Origin of the sequence: Streptomyces sp. WM6378 (assembly GCF_001279695.1) — a bacterium.
Lineage (GTDB): Bacteria > Actinomycetota > Actinomycetes > Streptomycetales > Streptomycetaceae > Streptomyces.
In genome coordinates this window covers 1-17253 of sequence record NZ_LGDD01000235.1, presented here as the reverse complement: position 1 = coordinate 17253, position 17253 = coordinate 1, and the positions used below count along the sequence as shown (strand labels likewise).

The window sequence follows — 17253 nt, the reverse complement described above, 5'->3', positions numbered from 1 at the left end:
GGCGCTCCGACCGATCTCCCTGTCGAGAGGTGGACCATGTCCCGTACGAACGGCTATCGCGGCGTCTCCCGGGCGGCCGCGGCCAAGCACTACGACGTCTCCGACGACTTCTTCCGCATCTGGCTCGGCCCGAGCCTGGCGTACGCGAGCGCGCTGTGGGACGGCGAGGACGACACCCTGGAGAAGGCCCAACTCCGCAAGACCGACTACCTCCTGGGCCAGGCGGGTGTGCGGCAGGGCAGCCGGGTGCTCGACGTGGGCTGCGGCTACGGCGGGGAGATGCAGCGGATGGTCGCGGACTACGACGTCGAATCCGTCATGGGGATCACCCTGAGCAAGGCCGCGGTCGCCTGGACGCGGAACCTGGCGATCCCCCGCGTCGACGTACGCTGCGAGAACTGGGCGGACCACCGCCCCGCGCACCCCTACGACGCGATCCTCTGCGTCGAAGCGATGGAGCACTTCGCCCGGCCCGGGATGTCCGGCCGGGCCAAGGTCCGCGGCTACCGGGAGTTCTTCACGCGCGCCCGCGAGTGGCTCGCCCCGGAGGGCAGGCTCGTCGTGCAGACGATCACCTGGGGGCACCGCTTCCCGATGGACCTGGACCTGCTGCGCGGCCTGTACCTGGCGAGCCAGGTCTACCCCGAGTGCAACCCCTCCTACCTGGGCGAGTTGCAGGCCGCGAGCGACGGCCTGTTCGACCTGGTCGCGGTGCGCAACGACTTCGACCACTACGGTCGTACGCTGCAATGCTGGCTGGCCAACCTGGAGTCGGACTACGACCGTGCGGTGGAGTTGGTCGGACGACGGCGGACGGACGACTTCAGGACGTGCATGACGACCGCCGTCCGCGTCTTCCAGGAGGGCTGGTTCTATCTGCACCGGCTGACCTTCCGCCCGGTCCCCCGCCCGGTCGGCCCGGCCCGCCGCTTCCTGGTGAACAACGTCATCGGCCGCGACTCCCTGCCGACACCGAAGCTCTTGCAGCGGCGCCCCGGGGCGATCTGACCCGGCCGTCCCCGCGCGGGCCGGTGGCGGAGGCGTCTTCGATCATGCTCGGCCTGACCTCGCGCACGCGGGCGGAGGGCCCGGCCACCGACGCCGCATCGCCCAGAGCAGGAGGACCACCGAGCACACGGCGGCGAACGCACACCACGTCGAGACGAACTCCTCCCGCCACAGCACGAAGGACACCACCACGCCGACACCGACCAGCGCACCGAGGAGGACGAGACCGCCGTCGCCGGACAAGACCAGGGAGCCGACGGTGGCGAGGAGGTAGCCGGTGAGGATGAGCCCCGCCTGGGGCAGCCCCACGGAGTACCCGACGGTGTGCCCGCGGATCTCGGCCCGCACGGTACGGGTCGCCAGCGCATGGACGAGCGCCGCCGAGGTCATGACTCCCGCTGCCAACGGGAAGAGCAGGCGCCGGCGGGTGTTCGGGAGCGCGGCACACAACACGGCCGCGGGTACCCAGAGCGGCAACAGCGGGAGCGCGATGACCGCCCAGGCGACAGTGGCGGGCCCAGCGCCACCGCCGTTGCGCCAGACCGCGGCCTCGATGATCTGGTGGAGCCCCAGAAGAACGGGGAGCGCGGCCAACGGCACGTCACGGGGGTGCCGAGCCGCCAGGGTCACCGAGGCGGCGCCCACCGCCGTGATGGCCGTGCCCGCAACGAGATCGGCCGTCGCACTCCAACACATGCCGGCAACGCTACGGCCGCCCTGGGCTCCGAACGGGCCGGACGCCCCGCCGACGTCCGGGTAAATGGGAGATGTGTGCTCCTGCGAAGACGAGGATCACCGCCAAGAACAACTCGCTGGTGCGATGTCAGCTGTGGCGCGCTCACCGGGCTGGGCGGTCACCGCGCGGTCGAAGCCTTGAGCGTGCCCGAAAGATCGTTGGCGGTCGGCCGGTGGTCGGGGTCGGGGGTGGTCCAGCCGTCGCGGCGGTTGCGGTGGACGGTGAAGCGGTCGAAGAGCACCGGCGTCGGGAACGGGTTGGTCGTGGTCGCTTCCTGGGAGTGGTAATAGCTGACGGTGATGCTGGTGCGCCCGCCGGGGAGACGGCCGGGGTCGACGTCGAAGACCGCCATGCCGTAGGGGTGGGCGGTGTCGGGGTCGCGGACCGCCGACCAGGTGGCCTTCTCCTTCGCGTCGGGGTCGGCCTTGAACGGCAGACGCTTGGTGCGCACGAAGGCGTCCGGGATGCCGCTGCCGTCGGAGTCGCCGAGATAGGTGTCGTCGTGCGAGGCCGTTCCGCCACCGCCCAGAATCAGGTGGACCGTGCCCTTGGAGGTGTCGATCTCCTTGAGTCCGTCGTCGACGACGCTGGGCCGCAGCAGGCTGCCGGGGTCGGTGCCGCGCACCGGGTGGGTGCGCTCGTAGTCGTGGTCGTGGCCGCACAGGACCAGGTCGACCGCGTACCGGTCGAACAGGGGCAGCAGCTGTTCTCGGATGCCGATGTCGCCGCCGTGGCTTGCGGCCGAGGACGACATGGCGAACTGGTGCATCGACACGACGATCCAGTCCACCTCCCGGCCCGCACGCGCCCGCTTCAACGTCCGCTCAAGCCAGCGCAGTTGGGCGCCCTCGCTGTAGCCGCTGATGTAGACGGAACGCCCGGTGGCCGGATCGATGCTGGCGTCGTCCTCGATCGCGAGGTCGTTGCCGTCGACGGAGAGGAACAGGACCGAGCCGACCTGGAAGCCGTACCAGTTGCCGCAGAAGTCGCGGGTCTGGTTGTCCGGCAGGTCGAAACGGGCGTGGTATGAGGCATAGCCCAACTCGCCCCCTCCTGCCTCGACTTCATGGTTGCCCGGTGCCGGCATCCAGGGCCGGTTGCGTGCCGAGACCGACATGTTGTTCATGAACGCGTCCCAGCACTGCGGCTGGCGGTCCTGGTTGTTGTTGGCGTACGCCAGGTCACCGTTGAGGAGGTGGAACAGCGGGTTGAACCGCTCGACCTGGCGCACCGCGGCGGCGCCGTGGATCGCCGACTTGCTCCAGGAGGCGGACCCGGTGCCGAGGTCGCCGAAGCTGGTGAACCGGAACGCCGCACGCTCACGGCCGGGCGCGGTACGGAAGGTCCCGTGGACCGGCGAGGCGCCGTCGTGGACGATTTCGTACACGTACGTGGTGTCGGGGCGCAGGCCGTGCAGCTTCGCGTGGTGGGTGTAGGTCTCGACCTTGTTCAGCCCGTCGACGTAGGTACGCGTCTCGGCCGGGACCGTGTGACCCAAGCCGCCGCGGGGTGTACCCAGCCGGAGCCGGAGCCGGCGCACCGAAGCGGCGCTCGCCCAGGAGACCGTCATCTCACGCGACGGCTCGTTGCCGTACTGCAGGTGCACCTGCTCAGGGCCGCGCGTGCCCGCGACGGCGGGCCGGCTCCACAACAAAGCCGAGCCCGGCACCGCGGCGAGGGCACCGGCGGCTGCCGTACCCCGAAGAACGGTCCTGCGCGAAGGGTGCGTCACTGCGGCCTCCTGAATCCCGGAAATCGTCCGGACAGTGACAGCGAAGACCGACAGCCGAGCCAGCACGGAAGGGACGGACAGCGAACAACGCGTGAACAGGCCTCGCCAGAGCGGCAATTGACCACGGAGTGGGGCGAGCGGGCTGCTACTTCGGTCTCCGCAGCCCTATCACCGTGCTCCGTACGCAACTTGAGGTGGCCCGGGCTCACACCTGGTGGCCCAACTCCCGCCGGCCGGAGCCTGACCTACCGCTCGGGTGTCCTGTGCTGCATGGCTCCGGCACCGCTTCGGATGACGGGCTGCCTCCCTCCCACCTGCACAGGCCGTGTGGCGTGCGACTGCTCCTGCGCGGAGGCGAGTTCGCGTACCGTCGCCATGTCGCTGAACGGAAGCAGCTGTTCGCCGACGATCTGGTGTGGCTCGCTCCCCTTCCCCGCGATCAGGACGATGTCGTCCGGCCCGGCGGTGGCCAGGGCGAAAGCGATGGCCTGTCCGCGGTCGGCGTACCGCTCGAAGCGGGTGCCGCTCGTCACCAGGCCCGGCGTGATCTGGTCGAGGATCGCTTCGGGGCCTTCGTTGCGAGGGTTGTCGGAGGTCAGGACGACCAGGTCGGAGTGGGTACCGGCGATCTCCCCCATCTGCGAGCGCTTGGTGGTGTCCCGGTCGCCGCCGCAGCCGAAGACGGTGATGACCTCGTTGGCGGCGAATTCCCGGATGGCGGTGAGGACCTTGTCCAGCGAGTCGGGGGAATGCGCGTAGTCCACGATCACGGACGTACCGCGGGGGGTCTGGAAGCGTTCGAAACGTCCCGGGACCGGTGGCATTCGGTCGAGGGCGGCGACCAGCCCCTCCAGGTCGTGCCCCAGAAGGTGGCACGCCGCCACGGTGGCGAGCGCGTTGGCCACCGAGAACCGCCCGGGGACAGGGATCGCCGCCGGGTACTTGTGCCCGTCGTGGTGGAGGGTGAAGCGCGTACCGAAAGCGTCCATGCTCAGCTCGCTCGCCCGGTAGTCCGCCTCGGCGTCCAGGGCGTACGTGGTGACCTGGCCGGGCATCATCGCCCCGATTCCGGCTCCCACCGGGTCGTCGGCGTTGACCACCGCCCGCCGGCACAGCCCCTGGAACAGGCGCAGCTTCGCGTCCCGGTAGTTCTCCATGGTGCCGTGGTCGTCCAGGTGGTCCTGGGTGAGGTTGGTGAAGATGCCGACGTCGATGAAGGCGTGGTCCACCCGGTGGTTCAGCAGGCCCATCGAGGTGGCTTCCAGGACCACGGTGCTCACCTCGCGGTCGCGCATCTGTCCCAGTAGGTACTGGAAGTCCGGCGACTCCGGTGTGGTCAGCACCGATCTCGGCATGGGGATCAGTGCGTCGCCGATGCGGCTGCCGGCCGTCCCGATCACCCCGACCCGTGCGCCTTCGGCGAGCCGCAGCACGGACTCCACCATGTACGAGACCGACGTTTTCCCGTTGGTGCCGGTGACGGCCACCATGTCCATGTCCCGGCCGGGCTCACCGTAGTAGCGAGAGGTGACGAATGCGGCCGCCGTCCGGGTGTCGGGCACCCGTACAACACACACGCCGGCTTCCGTCGCCCGCACCGAGGCCGGGAGGTCGGGCGTCGCGGTGCCGACGAGCACCGCGACGGCGCCGCGAGCCAGGGCAGGGCCGATGGCCTCGGGGCCACCCTCACGGTGCCCCGGCACCGCGATGAACAGGGAGCCGGGCGAGACGCGGTGTGCGTCGAAGCACGTTCCCGCGGTGATCTGTGTGTGCGGATCGCCCAGAAGAACCTCGTGGTCGTGTCCGGCCAGCAACTCGCTCAACTTCACAGGGGGCCTCTCAAGGGTGCGGCCCGGTCGGACGTCCAACCGTCGCCGACAGCGGCGACGGCACGCCGAGGGGCCGCGGGAATGGTGCGGGAACGTGCAAGGGCTGGGCGACAGGGAAGTGCGGGACAGACAGCTCAGTGGTGCGGGCGACTGAGGAACGCGCACCAACCGGAGAAAAACGGAACAGCGAGAAGGCGCCGACGCGGCGGCAGAACTCCGCGGGCGGAAAGGACGACCGGAATCGGATCCGTCAGGAACGGCCGGCCCGGGCTAGCCGAAACCGTGCAGCGCACGGCAGCAGATCCGTGGCGCAGTGGTGCACAGCACGCGCGGGACGCCTCTCAGGCACTCCCTCACCACATATGTGCAACCCATGGGTGGAGTGTACGTCCCACAGAGCCGCACGAATCCCGCCCCGGGGACGACCGACGCACCCCGGTGCAGAGCAGGCCGGAGCCCGCCACCCTTTCGGGGTTGGCGGGCTCCGGCCTGTCATGGGCGAGTCCGCGAGCCGGGCTACCGTCCCCTCAGCACCGCCTCGATCACGTCGAGCCCGTGCCCCAATGCGTCCTCGGTGATGTTCAGTGCCGGGACCGCAGCACACCCATTCGCAGGATCTCGTCGTGGTCCGCGCCTCGTCCTCGACGGACGCCCGGCAGTACGCCCTACTCCGGCGCCTGGAAGCCGCCGATCTTCTGCTCAAGCAGTTCGGCCAGCCTCAGCGGGGTGCGGTCCTCGAACATGGGGCCGATGAGCTGCACTCCCACCGGCAGGCCCTCGGGGGACCGACCCGCGGGTATGGCGGTGGCGGGCAGACCGGGCATGGTGGCCAGGCCCGCCCAGACGAGCTGGTCGAGGTACGGGTACTCGACGCCGTCGATGTCGATCCGGCGTTCCAGCGGATTGGGGTTGTGGTCGTGTGGGAACGCGGGAGTGGGCGTGATCGGGCACACCACGGCGTCGAACTCGGCGAAGAACTGCCGCCAGCCGTGGCGGTGGAGTTCGCGACGGTTGTTCGCCTCCATCCAGTCGCGGTGGCTGAACACCATGGCGCGCAACCGCGCAGCGTCCAGGCTCTGGTCGTCCGGGCTCAGTCCGGCAGCTCGGGTCCGCAGCTGCTCGTACGAGTCGATGGGAAAACGCGCGACGGAGCTGGAGATCAGCAATTGCGTGTAGAGCGTCGCGGCCTCGGTCAGGTCGGGCAGCAGCGGACTGTGCCGTTCGACGCGGGCGCCGCCGTCGACCAGCGCGTCGGCCACCCGGTTCACGCCCGCACGCACAGCGGCCCCGGTCGCGATGAACGGATGCTGGTCGAGGACCAGGACCCGGAAGTCGCAGAGCCGCTCATGGCGCGCGGGCGGCAGCGTCAAGTCGTACGCGACGCCGAATGTCAGCGGGTCCGGGCCGGCCATGACGTCGAGCAGGAGCGTGAGGTCGCGGGCGGTGCGCGCCATCGGACCGACGACGGCGAGGTCGGGGTCGACCGGCAATGCCGGCGCGGGCGGCGGGACCATGCCGCGGTTCGCCGCCAGCCCGAGTGTCGGCTTGTGTGCGTACACACCACAGAAATGCGCGGGGGTGCGCAGCGAACCGCCGATGTCGGAGCCGATGGACAGCGCGCCGAATCCGGACGCCAGGGCCGCCGCCGATCCGCCGGACGATCCGCCCGCCGTGCGAGCTTGATCCCACGGGTTGTTGGTGGTGCCGTAGATCTCGTTGAAGCTCTGTATGTCTTGCAGCCCCAAGGGCACATTGGTCTTACCGAGCACCACCGCGCCCGCGGCCTTGAGCCGCGACACCTGCACCGCGTCCTCGGGCGGCATGTAGTTCCGGTGTAGCGGCATGCCCCAAGTCGTGGGCAGCCCGGCGATGTTGTAGGACTCCTTGACCGTCACCGGAATGCCGAGCAGCGGCCGGTCCTCACCGCGGGCACGCGCCTGGTCGGCACCGCGCGCGGCGGCCCGTGCACGGTCGAAGTCCGGCACACAGATCGCGTTGATCACCTTGTCGTCGCGCTCGATACGGGCGATCGCCTCGTCGGTCAGTTCCGCCGAGGTCACTTCACCAGCACGCAAAGCGGCCGCGAGTTCTTCTGCCGTCTGAAGATTCCAGTCCATGAATCCGACCGTACAGACCTCTGGGACAAGCCATGAAATGCCGCTTCGCGCAACGGGATTGCCGTCTCAATGCTCATCATCTTCCTCTCCGGACACCGACAATTCGCCCGCCCGCCGGCGATGGCGGCAGGCGGCGGGTGGTGCCCCGGCCCGCCCGATATTCCCGACCGCTGCCGAGCGCGAGCGGTCGAAGAAGACGGCCTACGGCCACAAGACCGAGTACCGGCTGACAGCTTGCGATGTCTCGCCGAGCATTCCGAACCGTCGTCACTCGCGCGCCGCAATGCGCAGACCCGGGTCCTTGAGGGCCAGTGGCAGAGGTCAGTCAACTGGCTGACTACCGCCGCCTCACCCCAACTGAAAAGAACCGCGAAACCCTTAACCGTGCCGGCCCTCGCCCTGACCCTGTTCACGCCCGCCCTTGCGGCCCTCGCCGCTCCGGCCAGCGCCGCGACGACCGACGCCTACACCTTCACCAACACCGACGGCACCCTCAACTCGACCGGCACCGGTGACGGAAACCAGATCTCCGTCACCCCCGACGGCACCAACTACACGAACTGGCGCCTGATCAAGCTGAGCGATCCCGGCACGTTCAACATCGCCAGCACCTCCTCCGGGAAGTGCATCTACGCCTCCCAGCCCGCCGTACAGCAGTCCTGCGGCAAGGACGGCGAGCAGTGGCACTTCCGCCCCGTCGACGGCAAACCCAACGCCTTCGGCATCGTCCGCCGCGACGACTCCAGCGGCACCGAGTACTGCATGGACAACCGGGGTGGCCTCCACCTGTGGGGCATCCTCGCCCAGCCCAACGCCTGCAACGGCAGCGCGAGCCAGGAATGGACGATCCCCGCGTCGAAGGCGGCCGAAGCCAAGAGCCTCGCCCTCGACTACTACAGCGACCTGTGCTCCAAGAAGACCTCCACCTGCTCGTGGACCGAGAAGTCCGAAGGGCAGCCCGCAGCCCTGCCCCGCCAGCCCGCCTCGTCGGTCTGGTACAACGACACTGCTTCGTCCATGGAGCAGGTCTTCACCACGATCTACCACTCCGGATGGTCGCAGGCGTTCTCCGTGGGCCTGTCGTCCTCCGTGGGCGTGTCCGTCCCGCTCCAGGCCACGATCTCCAACCAGCTGACCGCGACGACGGTGTACACCTCCGACGAGACGACGATCAACGGCATCGCCGTGGACGTCCCGTCGAAGAACTACGCGTGGGTCCACTTCGCGGCCGTCGGCAAGAAAGTCACCGGCACCTGGACCTTCAACACGGACAACCAGCCGTGGACCACGGACGCGACGGTCACCGTCCCCGTCATCAACTCGGCCGCCGGATCCACGATGTACATCGCCCACACCAGCACCGACCCGTCCGGCAGCAGTGGCAGTACGACCAGCCCTGATGTGAAGCCGCAGACCTTCGCCACGACCACGAGGAAGACCTTCAGCCTTCCCGCGGGAAGTCAGGTGACGTCGTCCAACGGCACCGTCACCGCGACGGACACCGACGGCACTGTTGCCACCATCCTCCCCACCACGCTGACGGACACCAACGGTACGGCCCACAAGGTCGGCCTGACCGTCTCCGGCAACACGTTACCCAGACCGTCGAAGGGGTTACCGGCGACACGATCACCGACACCGTGAGCCCGCCGGTCTTCTCGGTGAAAGCAGCCGCCGCACCGGCCGCCGCGAAGAAGACCATGATGAAGACGGCCGCCATGATGCGGCCCGCCGCGTCCAGCGACAAGAGGGGCCGCATGAACTGCATCGGAGACAAGATGGGCGAGGGAGCCACCTTCGGCCTCCTCGGTGCCGCCCTGGGCCAGCCCGAAGCCGTCCTGGGCGGAGTCTTCGGCGGCCTCATCATCGGCCTCGCCGAATGCACCAGGTGACCTGACCCACCGCTGAACGAAGCGTCCCCCCCTGCCTGTGACCAGGCGAGGGGACGCCGTGTTTCTCCGCGATTCGGGGCCCGTCAGCGCCGCGTCAGCGCTTGGGCGATTGCCGTCAAGCATGCGTCAGCGAGGGACTCTTCCCCCGGCACTCCGGGCATAGCGTCACCGGAGCACCCCGCGGCCGTCCCCCGCGGGGCGCCACATCGCACGTACTGCACCTGGAGGAACGCCATGTCTTCGACCAGCCATGTCGAGGATCCCGAGCCCTGTGAACGCGTCCCGGCCGGACCTCTCTTCGTCCCCGTCCGGCCGGGGCCCTCGGGCTGCTCGGCCCGCTTCTTCCGTACGCCGCCGGGTGTCCGCACGGCGGTCGGCTTCACCTCCGAGGAACGGCTCACCGCCGCACTGGGCGCGGGCCAGCGCTGGATCAGGCTCTCCGAGCCCGCGCTGCGCGCCCTCGCCGCGCCACTGGGCATCAGCGTCCTGACCATCGACCCTCGGTTCTCCGCCCCCGGCGCCTCCACCTCGCACCCCAAACCGGTGCCCGCCTGGCGTGACTGGGATCCGCAGCACATCGGCATGCTGCGCGTCATCGGCGCCGCCGCGGTCGTGTCCTGTCTGAACCTCCTGATCGGCTGAGGGGTTGCTCATGTCCGTCACTTCCCTGACCCCGCCCGCTCTGACACCGGACGACTCCGAGGGGCTGTCCGTGTGGCCGGCCTCCGCCCGCCCCGCCGCCGACGGCGACCTCACCGTCGGCGGAGTCTCCCTCAAGGAGGCCGCCGACCGGTTCGGCACTCCGCTGTACGTCCTGGACGAGGGCGAGGTCCGCGACCGGTGCCGTGCCTATCGCACCGCGTTTCCCCAAGCCGATGTCGTCTACGCGGCCAAGGCGTTCCTGTGCCGGGCCATGGTCCGCTGGGTCGAGGAGGAGGGGCTGGGCCTGGACGTCTGCTCGGCCGGTGAGCTGGGGCTCGCCGTCACCGCGGGCTTCCCCGCCGAGCGGATCGTGATGCACGGCAACGCCAAGAGCCCGGAGGACCTGCGCACCGCGATCCGCCTGGGTGTCGGCCGCATCGTCGTGGACAGCGCGTCGGAGATCGCCCAACTGGATTCCATCGTGCCGCACAGCGACCGTCAGCAGGTGATGATCCGGGTCGTGCCCGGCATCGCCGCCGGCGGCCACGCCAAGATCAGGACCGGCACGGACGACCAGAAGTTCGGTCTGTCGATCACGGACGGCTCCGCCCAGCACGCCATCGCCAACGTCCTTCGCCGGCCTCACCTCGAACTCGTCGGCCTGCACTGCCACATCGGCTCGCAGATCACCTCGGTCAAGCCGTACGTCGCCGCCGTCCGCCGGATGGTTGGCCTCATGTCCCAGGTGCGGGACCAACACGGCGTCAAATTGCCCGAGTTGAACATCGGTGGCGGTCACGGCATCGCCTACCGCCCCGGCGAGAGCAGCCTCGACATCGGCGTCCTGGCCGGCCGGGTCCGCGCTGAACTCGTGGACGGCTGCGCCCATGCGAAACTGCCCGTCCCCCGCCTCACCCTCGAACCCGGGCGCGCACTCGTCGGACCCGCCGGGGTCGCCGTCTACCACGTGCTCGCGGTCAAGCAGACCGCAGGACGCATCTTCGTCGCCGTCGACGGCGGCATGAGCGACAACCCCCGGCCCGCCCTCTACGGAGTCCGCTACTCGCCCCGGCTCGTAGGACGCCGTTCAACAGCCGCGCCCGCCCTGGTCACCGTGGTGGGTCGGCACTGCGAGGCGGGCGACGTGCTGGCGGATGCGGTGCCGCTACCCGGTGACGTACGCCCCGGCGACCTGCTCGCGGTGCCCGCCGCCGGCGCCTATCACCTGTCGATGGCCTCCGGCTACAACCTCGTCGGCCGCCCGCCGATCGTCGCGGTCCGGGACGGTGCCGCGCGGATGCTGGTGCGCCGCGAGTCGCTGGAGGACATGAGCCGCCGGGACGTCGGCCTGTAGGACCGCTTCTGGATCCCCCGGCCTCCGCCGGGTCACGGGCTCGGCGGAGGGGTGACTCACGCATGCTCCCGGCAGACCGAAACATACCTCCTACTGTGCAAGGACGAGGCCCTTATCCTCGCCCTGCTCAGCTTCCTTCCGGCGCTGTCCCTGGGCACCATCGCTGACGCGCTGCTCTAGCGCGGGCACCGCCGGGCCCGTGACTTGCTCACAGGCTCAGCCGGTACGGCACGATGCAGACGACCACATCCGTGCGTGCTCTCAGCGCGGTGGCCAGCAGGATGCCGCGCTGGTTCTGCAGGATCTGGTAGCGGCGGTGGCGGGGTTCGACCTCGGGGATCAGGACGGCGATCTGCCGCCCTCCCTCGGCCATCTCCTGGACGTATTCGACGATGGGCTGCACCAGGGACCGGTGCGGGCTGTCGATGACCTCCAGCCGGACGCCCGGGTTCCAGCGGCCCCAACTCTCCCTCAGGGCACGGACCTTGTCGGGATCGCTGTGCACGGCGACCGCGACGACCTCGCGCCCGAGCGTGCCGGCGGCGGTGAGCGCGTACTGGGTCAGTTTGCTGACCTCGCCGACCGGCACGATGACCAGGGAGTCGGTGTGCCGCACGGGCGGCGGCGGGAGCTCACCGAGTCCTAGTTCCACTCCGACTGCCGTGTAGTAGCGCTGGATTCTGGCGAAGAGCAGCATGAGCAGGGGCACGGCGGCGACCACGACCCAGGCGCCTTCGAGGAACTTGGTGGCCAGGAGCACGACCCCCGCCACGGCGGTGAGGGCCGCGCCGACACCATTGAGCAGGGCGCGCGGCAGCCAGCGGGGCGGCTGTTGGCCGGCCCAGTGCCGTACGAGTCCGATCTGGCTGATCGTGAACCCGATGAAGACACCGATCGCGAACAGCGGGATCATCCGGTGGGTATCGGCGTTCACGGCGATCAGGAGCAGGGCGGCGAGCAGGGCGAGGGCCACCACTCCCCAGCGGTAGACCGGCCGTTCCGCGCGCAGCCCGAAGAGGTGGGGCAGCCGGTGGTCGCGGGCCAGCAGGCTCATCAGGACGGGCAGTCCACCGAAGCTGGTGTTGGCGGCGAAGGCGAGGGCGAGCGTGACGATCAGGTTGGTCGCGTAGTACAGCCAGCCCGTGCCGTACGAGCCCGCGGTCAGCTGGGCGAGGACGGTGACGCCGCCGCGCGGGGCCACGTGGTCGCGGCGGATCAGCACCGCGAGGCCGATCAGCATCAGCCCGAGCAGTGCGCCCAGCATCAGCTCGGTGCGCTGGGCCCGCTTGACCTGCGGGGTGCGGAAGGAGGGCACTCCGTTGGCGATGGCTTCCACTCCGGTCAGCGCGGAGCAGCCGGAGGAGAACGCCTTCAGGAGCAGCAGTACCCCCAACGTCTCGGTGGCGTGGACGGGTTGGGCGGTGCCGACGACGGCCGCGGGATGCGAGCGCAGCAGACCGAGGACGATGATGCCCAGGATGCTCACGATGAACAGGATCGTGGGCAGCATGAGCACCCGGGCGCTCTCCGCCACTCCGCGCAGGTTCACCGCGGCGAGGAGGGCGAGCCCGATGAGGCAGACGGCCAGCAGGTGCGATCCGAGGGCGGGGAACGCGGAGGCGAGGCTCGCCGCACCGGCGGCCAGGCTCACGGTCACGGTGAGGACGTAGTCGACGACGAGGCTGGCCGCCGCGAGCAGACTCGTCCGGGGCCCGAGATCCTTCTTCGCGACCGCGTAGGCACCCCCGCCGTCCGGGTGCACCGCGATGACCTGCCCGTACGAGACGACGAGGACCGCGAGGAGGGCCGCGATGACCAGGGTCACCGGCAGCGTGGCCGTCAGCGCGCCGGTCCCGGCAGCCACCAGCACGAGCACGATCGCCTCGGGTCCGTAGGCGACCGAGCTCAGCGCGTCCAGGGACAGCGCGGCAAGCCCCTCGACGCTGGTCAGGCGGTACTTGTCGCCCTCCCCGTGCCGCAGTGGAACTCTCGGCCGCAGCTCTCGGCGAGCCAGCCCGAACGCCATGGGAACCTCGCGGGGAAGGGGGCGGATGGTGTCCGGCACAGTGTGACGGTCCGCCTGCGGCGCGAGCAGTCAACGACGCGCCAGGGTTCACGGGCGCGGAAAGCCGTCCTCCTGCGCTACGAGGCAGCGGTCGGCGGGAGTTCAGGGCTGGCCGGCGGGTGCTCGGCCGCCTGCTTCAGCGTGATGACCATGGTCATGCCGCCGCCGGGGGTGTCTTCGGCGGTCAGCGTGCCGCCCATCGCCTCGGCGAAGCCACGCGCCACCGCGAGACCGAGGCCGACTCCGGCGCCTCGCGGCGCGTCTCCGTAGCGTTGGAACGGGGCGAAGATGCGGTCCTTGGCCTCGTCGGGGACGCCCGGGCCCTGGTCGGCGACGCGGACCTCGACCCGGTCGGCGATGGCGCTGGCGGAGACGAGGACGCGTTCGCCCTCGGGGCTGTACTTCACGGCGTTCTCCACGACGTTGGCCACCGCGCGTTCCAGGAGCCCCGCGTCGACCGCCACCAGCGGCAGGTCTTCGGGGATGTCAAGAACCACGCTGTCCTCGGGGACGCCACCGAGCGCCATCGGTACGACCTCGTCGAGTTCCACCTCTCGGATGATCGGGGTGACCGTGCCGGTCTGGAGCCGGGACATGTCGAGGAGGTTGCCGACCAGGTGGTCCAGGCGGTCCGTGCCCGCCTCGATCCCTTCGAGGAATTCGGACTCGTCCGCCTCGGACCATTCCACTTCGTCCGAGCGCAAGGACGTCACCGACGCCTTGATGCTCGCGAGCGGGGTGCGCAGGTCGTGGCTGACCGCGGCGAGCAGCGCGGTGCGGATGCGGTCGCCCTCGGCGTACAACCGTGCCTGGTGGGCTTCCTCCTGGAGGCGTTGGCGGTCCAGGACGACGGCGGCCTGGGCCGCGAACGCGCCCAGCACGCGGCGGTCCTCAGCGGGCAGCACCCGCCCGGACAGGGCGAGCGCCATGTGGTCGCCGACCGGCATGTCCACGTCGGCGTCCTCGGGCCGGGTAGCCGGGGCGGGTCCGACACTGCCCGTACATGTCCACGGTTCGACTTCGCTCGTACGCTCAAGGAGCGCCGCGGACTCCATGGCGAAGGTCTCCCGGACCCGTTCGAGCAGCGCGTCCAGGCTGGTCTCACCGCGCAGCACGCTGCCCGCGAGGAAGGAGAGGATCTCCGACTCGGCGCGCAGCCGGGCCGCCTGATGCGTGCGCCGGGCCGCAAGGTCCACCACTGAGGCCACCGATGCCGCGACCAGGAAGAAGACCGTTATGGCGACGATGTTCTTCGGGTCGGCGATGGTGAGCTCGTGGACCGGCGGGGTGAAGTACCAGTTGATGAGGAGCGAGCCCAGTGCGGCCGAGGCCAGCGAGGGCAGCAGGCCGCCGAGCAGCGCCGACCCGACCGTCAGCGCGAGGTAGAGCAGCATCTCGTTGGCGAGGCCGAGGTCCATACTGATGCGGGTCAGCAGCACGGTGAGGACCGCCGGGCCGATGACGCCGGTCAGCCAGCCCCACAGGATCCGGGTGCGACCGAGCCGTGCTCCGCGTGCCACCGGCAGGCCCCGCCCGCGCGCGGCCTCCTCGTGGGTGACGATGTGGACGTCGAGGTCGGGGCCGGAGTCGCGGGCGACCGTGGCGCCGACGCCCGGTCCGAAGAGGTACTGCCAAGCTCTGCGGCGGCTCGTGCCCAGCACGATCTGTGTCGCGTTCACCCCGCGTGCGAAGTCGAGCAGGGCCGGCGGCACGTCGTCGCCCACGACGTGGTGAAAGGTTCCGCCGAGCTCCTCGACCAGGGTGCGCTGGACGGTGAGTTCCTTCGGAGAGGCAGCAGTCAGGCCGTCGCTCCTCGCGACGTATACGGCCAGCACCTCGCCACCCGCGCCCTTTTCGGCGAGCCGGGCCGCGCGCCGGATGAGGGTGCGCCCCTCCGGTCCACCGGTCAGGCCGACCACGATGCGCTCGCGCGAGCCCCAGATCCGGTTGACGCTGTGCTCGCTGCGGTATTCCGTCAGATACTCGTCGACCCGGTCGGCGACCCAGAGCAGCGCCAACTCCCGCAGCGCGGTGAGGTTTCCGGGCCGGAAGTAGTTGGAGAGCGCCGCATCGACCTTCTCGGGCTTGTAGATGTTGCCGTGTGCCATGCGGCGGCGCAGTGCCTGCGGTGACATGTCGACGAGCTCGATCTGGTCGGCTCGCCGTACGAACTCGTCCGGTACGGTCTCCTGCTGGCGTACGCCCGTTATCGACTCGACGACATCGCCCAGGGACTCCAGGTGCTGGATGTTGATGTTGGAGATGACGTCGATGCCGGCGGCGAGCAGTTCCTCGACGTCCTGCCAGCGCTTGGTGTTGCGCGAACCCGGGATGTTGGTGTGCGCCAGCTCGTCCACCAGGATCACCGAGGGGCGGCGCTCCAGGACCGCGTCCACGTCCATCTCGGTGAAGACGGTCCCGCGGTACTCGATCTCGCACCGGGGCAGCAACTCCAGGCCGTGCAGCATCACTTCGGTACGCGGCCTGCTGTGGTGCTCGACGAAGGCGACCACGCAGTCCGTGCCGCGTTCGATGCGGCGGTGCGCCTCGGAGAGCATCGAGTAGGTCTTGCCGACGCCCGGCGCCGCGCCGAGGTAGATGCGGAGCTTGCCGCGTGCCATGGTTCCGATCCCTGTGGTCGCTGCAGTTGGGAGGCCGGACCCCGGCTCACTGCTGGTGAAGGCGGACGAAGTGGGGGCTTGCTGGGGTCACACCTCGAAGCGGTAGCCCATGCCCGGTGCCGTGATGAGGTACCGCGGATGTGAAGGGTCCGCTTCGAGTTTGCGTCTCAACTGGGCCATGTAGACGCGGAGATAGTTGCTCTGCGTACGGTAGCTGGGCCCCCACACCTCCTGCAGCAGCTCGCGTTGGGTGACCAGGCGGCCGCGGTTGCGGACCAGGACTTCGACCAGGTGCCATTCGGTCGGAGTGAGCCGGATGTCCTTGCCGCCGCTCTTGGCCTTCTTGGCGAGCAGGTCGATGGTGAAACCCTTGGTGGTGACGACACCCTGCTCCTGTTCGGCCTGGCCCTCGGGACCGGTGCGCCGGGTGGCGGCCCGCAGCCGGGCCAGGAGTTCGTCCATGCTGAACGGCTTGGTGATGTAGTCGTCGGCGCCCGCGTCCAGGGCTGCGACCTTCTCGTCAGAGGTGTTGCGGGCCGAGACCACCAGGATCGGCGCCCGGGAGAAGCGGCGTAGCGTCTTCATCACGTCGAGGCCGTCCATGTCCGGAAGCCCGAGGTCGAGCAGCACGGCGTCCGGTGGGCTCGTGGCGGCCAGGCGGAGCGCGGTCGCCCCGTCGGGCGCGGCGTCAACGACGTATTTTCGCGCCCTGAGGTTGATCTCAAGAGCCCGTACGAGCTGTGGTTCGTCCTCCACCACCAGCACCCGGGTCATCGGTGTGCCGCCTTTCTTGCTTGCTGCGAATCCAAAGGGAACCCGAGGAGGGGCGTGCTCGTGCAGAGGGGCGGGAGCCCGCGGCGGGTGGTACCCGGACCGCTGGCCCCCGCCCCTCGCGGTAAGCCGATCACTTCTGCGTGAGTTCCTTGAGTGCGATGTTGAGCTTGAGGACGTTGACGCCGGGCTCACCGATGAAGCCGAGGGCGCGGCTGCTGGTGGCGTCCGCGACGATCTTGTCGACCTGCTGGACTGTGAGCTTGTTCTGCTCGGCGACCCGGTGCACCTGGATCTTCGCGTACTCGGGCGAGATGTCCGGGTCGAGGCCGGAGCCGGAGGAGGTGACCGCGTCGGCGGGCACGTCGGCCGGGTTGACCTGGTAGTCGGCGGTCGAGTTGTCCTTGACGACCGCGTCCTTGGCGTCCTTGACCTGCTTGATCAGCTTGTCGTTGTCGCCGGAGAGGTTGGTCGCACCGGAAATGA

At 69.7% G+C, this 17253-nt stretch carries 13 protein-coding genes; 5 read left to right on the top strand and 8 right to left on the bottom strand.

The annotated features are described in order from the left end of the window. Positions 1 to 36: 36 nt before the first annotated feature. On the top strand, positions 37 to 1008 hold the full coding sequence (locus ADK54_RS19335; protein WP_053726914.1) for a class I SAM-dependent methyltransferase: 972 nt from the start codon (positions 37 to 39) through the stop codon (positions 1006 to 1008). A gap of 42 nt (positions 1009 to 1050) precedes the next feature. Here the strand turns inward: ADK54_RS19335 and ADK54_RS19330 are convergent, their stop codons facing one another. The 4 genes from ADK54_RS19330 to ADK54_RS19315 all read right to left on the bottom strand — a co-directional run bounded on the left by ADK54_RS19330 (position 1051) and on the right by ADK54_RS19315 (position 7422). Beyond that, entirely contained in the window at positions 1051 to 1704 is a 654-nt protein-coding gene (locus ADK54_RS19330; protein ID WP_053726913.1) for a DUF6629 family protein, read from the bottom strand. Positions 1705 to 1862: 158 nt separating this feature from the next. After that, complete coding sequence (locus ADK54_RS19325) at positions 1863 to 3476, bottom strand: purple acid phosphatase family protein (RefSeq protein WP_159047841.1); 1614 nt, start codon at positions 3474 to 3476, stop codon at positions 1863 to 1865. A gap of 245 nt (positions 3477 to 3721) precedes the next feature. Next, on the bottom strand, positions 3722 to 5305 hold the full coding sequence (locus ADK54_RS19320; protein WP_078966477.1) for a UDP-N-acetylmuramoyl-L-alanyl-D-glutamate--2,6-diaminopimelate ligase: 1584 nt from the start codon (positions 5303 to 5305) through the stop codon (positions 3722 to 3724). A 665-nt stretch (positions 5306 to 5970) separates the two neighbouring features. After that, a complete protein-coding gene (locus ADK54_RS19315; protein WP_053726911.1) occupies positions 5971 to 7422 on the bottom strand; it encodes an amidase in 1452 nt (483 codons plus the stop codon). A 384-nt stretch (positions 7423 to 7806) separates the two neighbouring features. On the opposite strand from ADK54_RS19315, the gene ADK54_RS19310 reads away from it, so the two are divergent. The 4 genes from ADK54_RS19310 to lysA all read left to right on the top strand — a co-directional run bounded on the left by ADK54_RS19310 (position 7807) and on the right by lysA (position 11310). Beyond that, entirely contained in the window at positions 7807 to 9066 is a 1260-nt protein-coding gene (locus ADK54_RS19310) for an RICIN domain-containing protein (protein ID WP_053726910.1), read from the top strand. Continuing rightward, complete coding sequence (locus ADK54_RS19305) at positions 9063 to 9314, top strand: hypothetical protein (protein ID WP_053726909.1); 252 nt, start codon at positions 9063 to 9065, stop codon at positions 9312 to 9314. The genes ADK54_RS19310 and ADK54_RS19305 overlap by 4 nt, the downstream gene beginning before the upstream one ends. Before the next feature lie 234 nt (positions 9315 to 9548). After that, a complete protein-coding gene (locus ADK54_RS19300; RefSeq protein ID WP_053726908.1) occupies positions 9549 to 9956 on the top strand; it encodes an SAV_915 family protein in 408 nt (135 codons plus the stop codon). Positions 9957 to 9966: 10 nt separating this feature from the next. Further along, a complete protein-coding gene (lysA, locus tag ADK54_RS19295) occupies positions 9967 to 11310 on the top strand; it encodes a diaminopimelate decarboxylase (RefSeq protein ID WP_053726907.1) in 1344 nt (447 codons plus the stop codon). A 208-nt stretch (positions 11311 to 11518) separates the two neighbouring features. Here lysA and ADK54_RS19290 read toward each other — a convergent pair whose 3' ends face one another. The 4 genes from ADK54_RS19290 to ADK54_RS19275 all read right to left on the bottom strand — a co-directional run. Next, on the bottom strand, positions 11519 to 13336 hold the full coding sequence (locus ADK54_RS19290) for an APC family permease (protein ID WP_053726906.1): 1818 nt from the start codon (positions 13334 to 13336) through the stop codon (positions 11519 to 11521). 116 nt (positions 13337 to 13452) lie between these two features. After that, on the bottom strand, positions 13453 to 15996 hold the full coding sequence (locus ADK54_RS19285; RefSeq protein WP_053726905.1) for a sensor histidine kinase: 2544 nt from the start codon (positions 15994 to 15996) through the stop codon (positions 13453 to 13455). An 87-nt stretch (positions 15997 to 16083) separates the two neighbouring features. Then, positions 16084 to 16770 carry a response regulator gene (locus ADK54_RS19280; RefSeq protein WP_053726904.1) on the bottom strand — a complete coding sequence of 229 codons (687 nt, stop codon included), beginning with the start codon at positions 16768 to 16770 and terminating at the stop codon, positions 16084 to 16086. Positions 16771 to 16900: 130 nt separating this feature from the next. Further along, a partial coding sequence (locus ADK54_RS19275) for a potassium-transporting ATPase subunit C (protein ID WP_159047840.1) occupies positions 16901 to 17253 on the bottom strand: 353 nt, incomplete at its 5' end.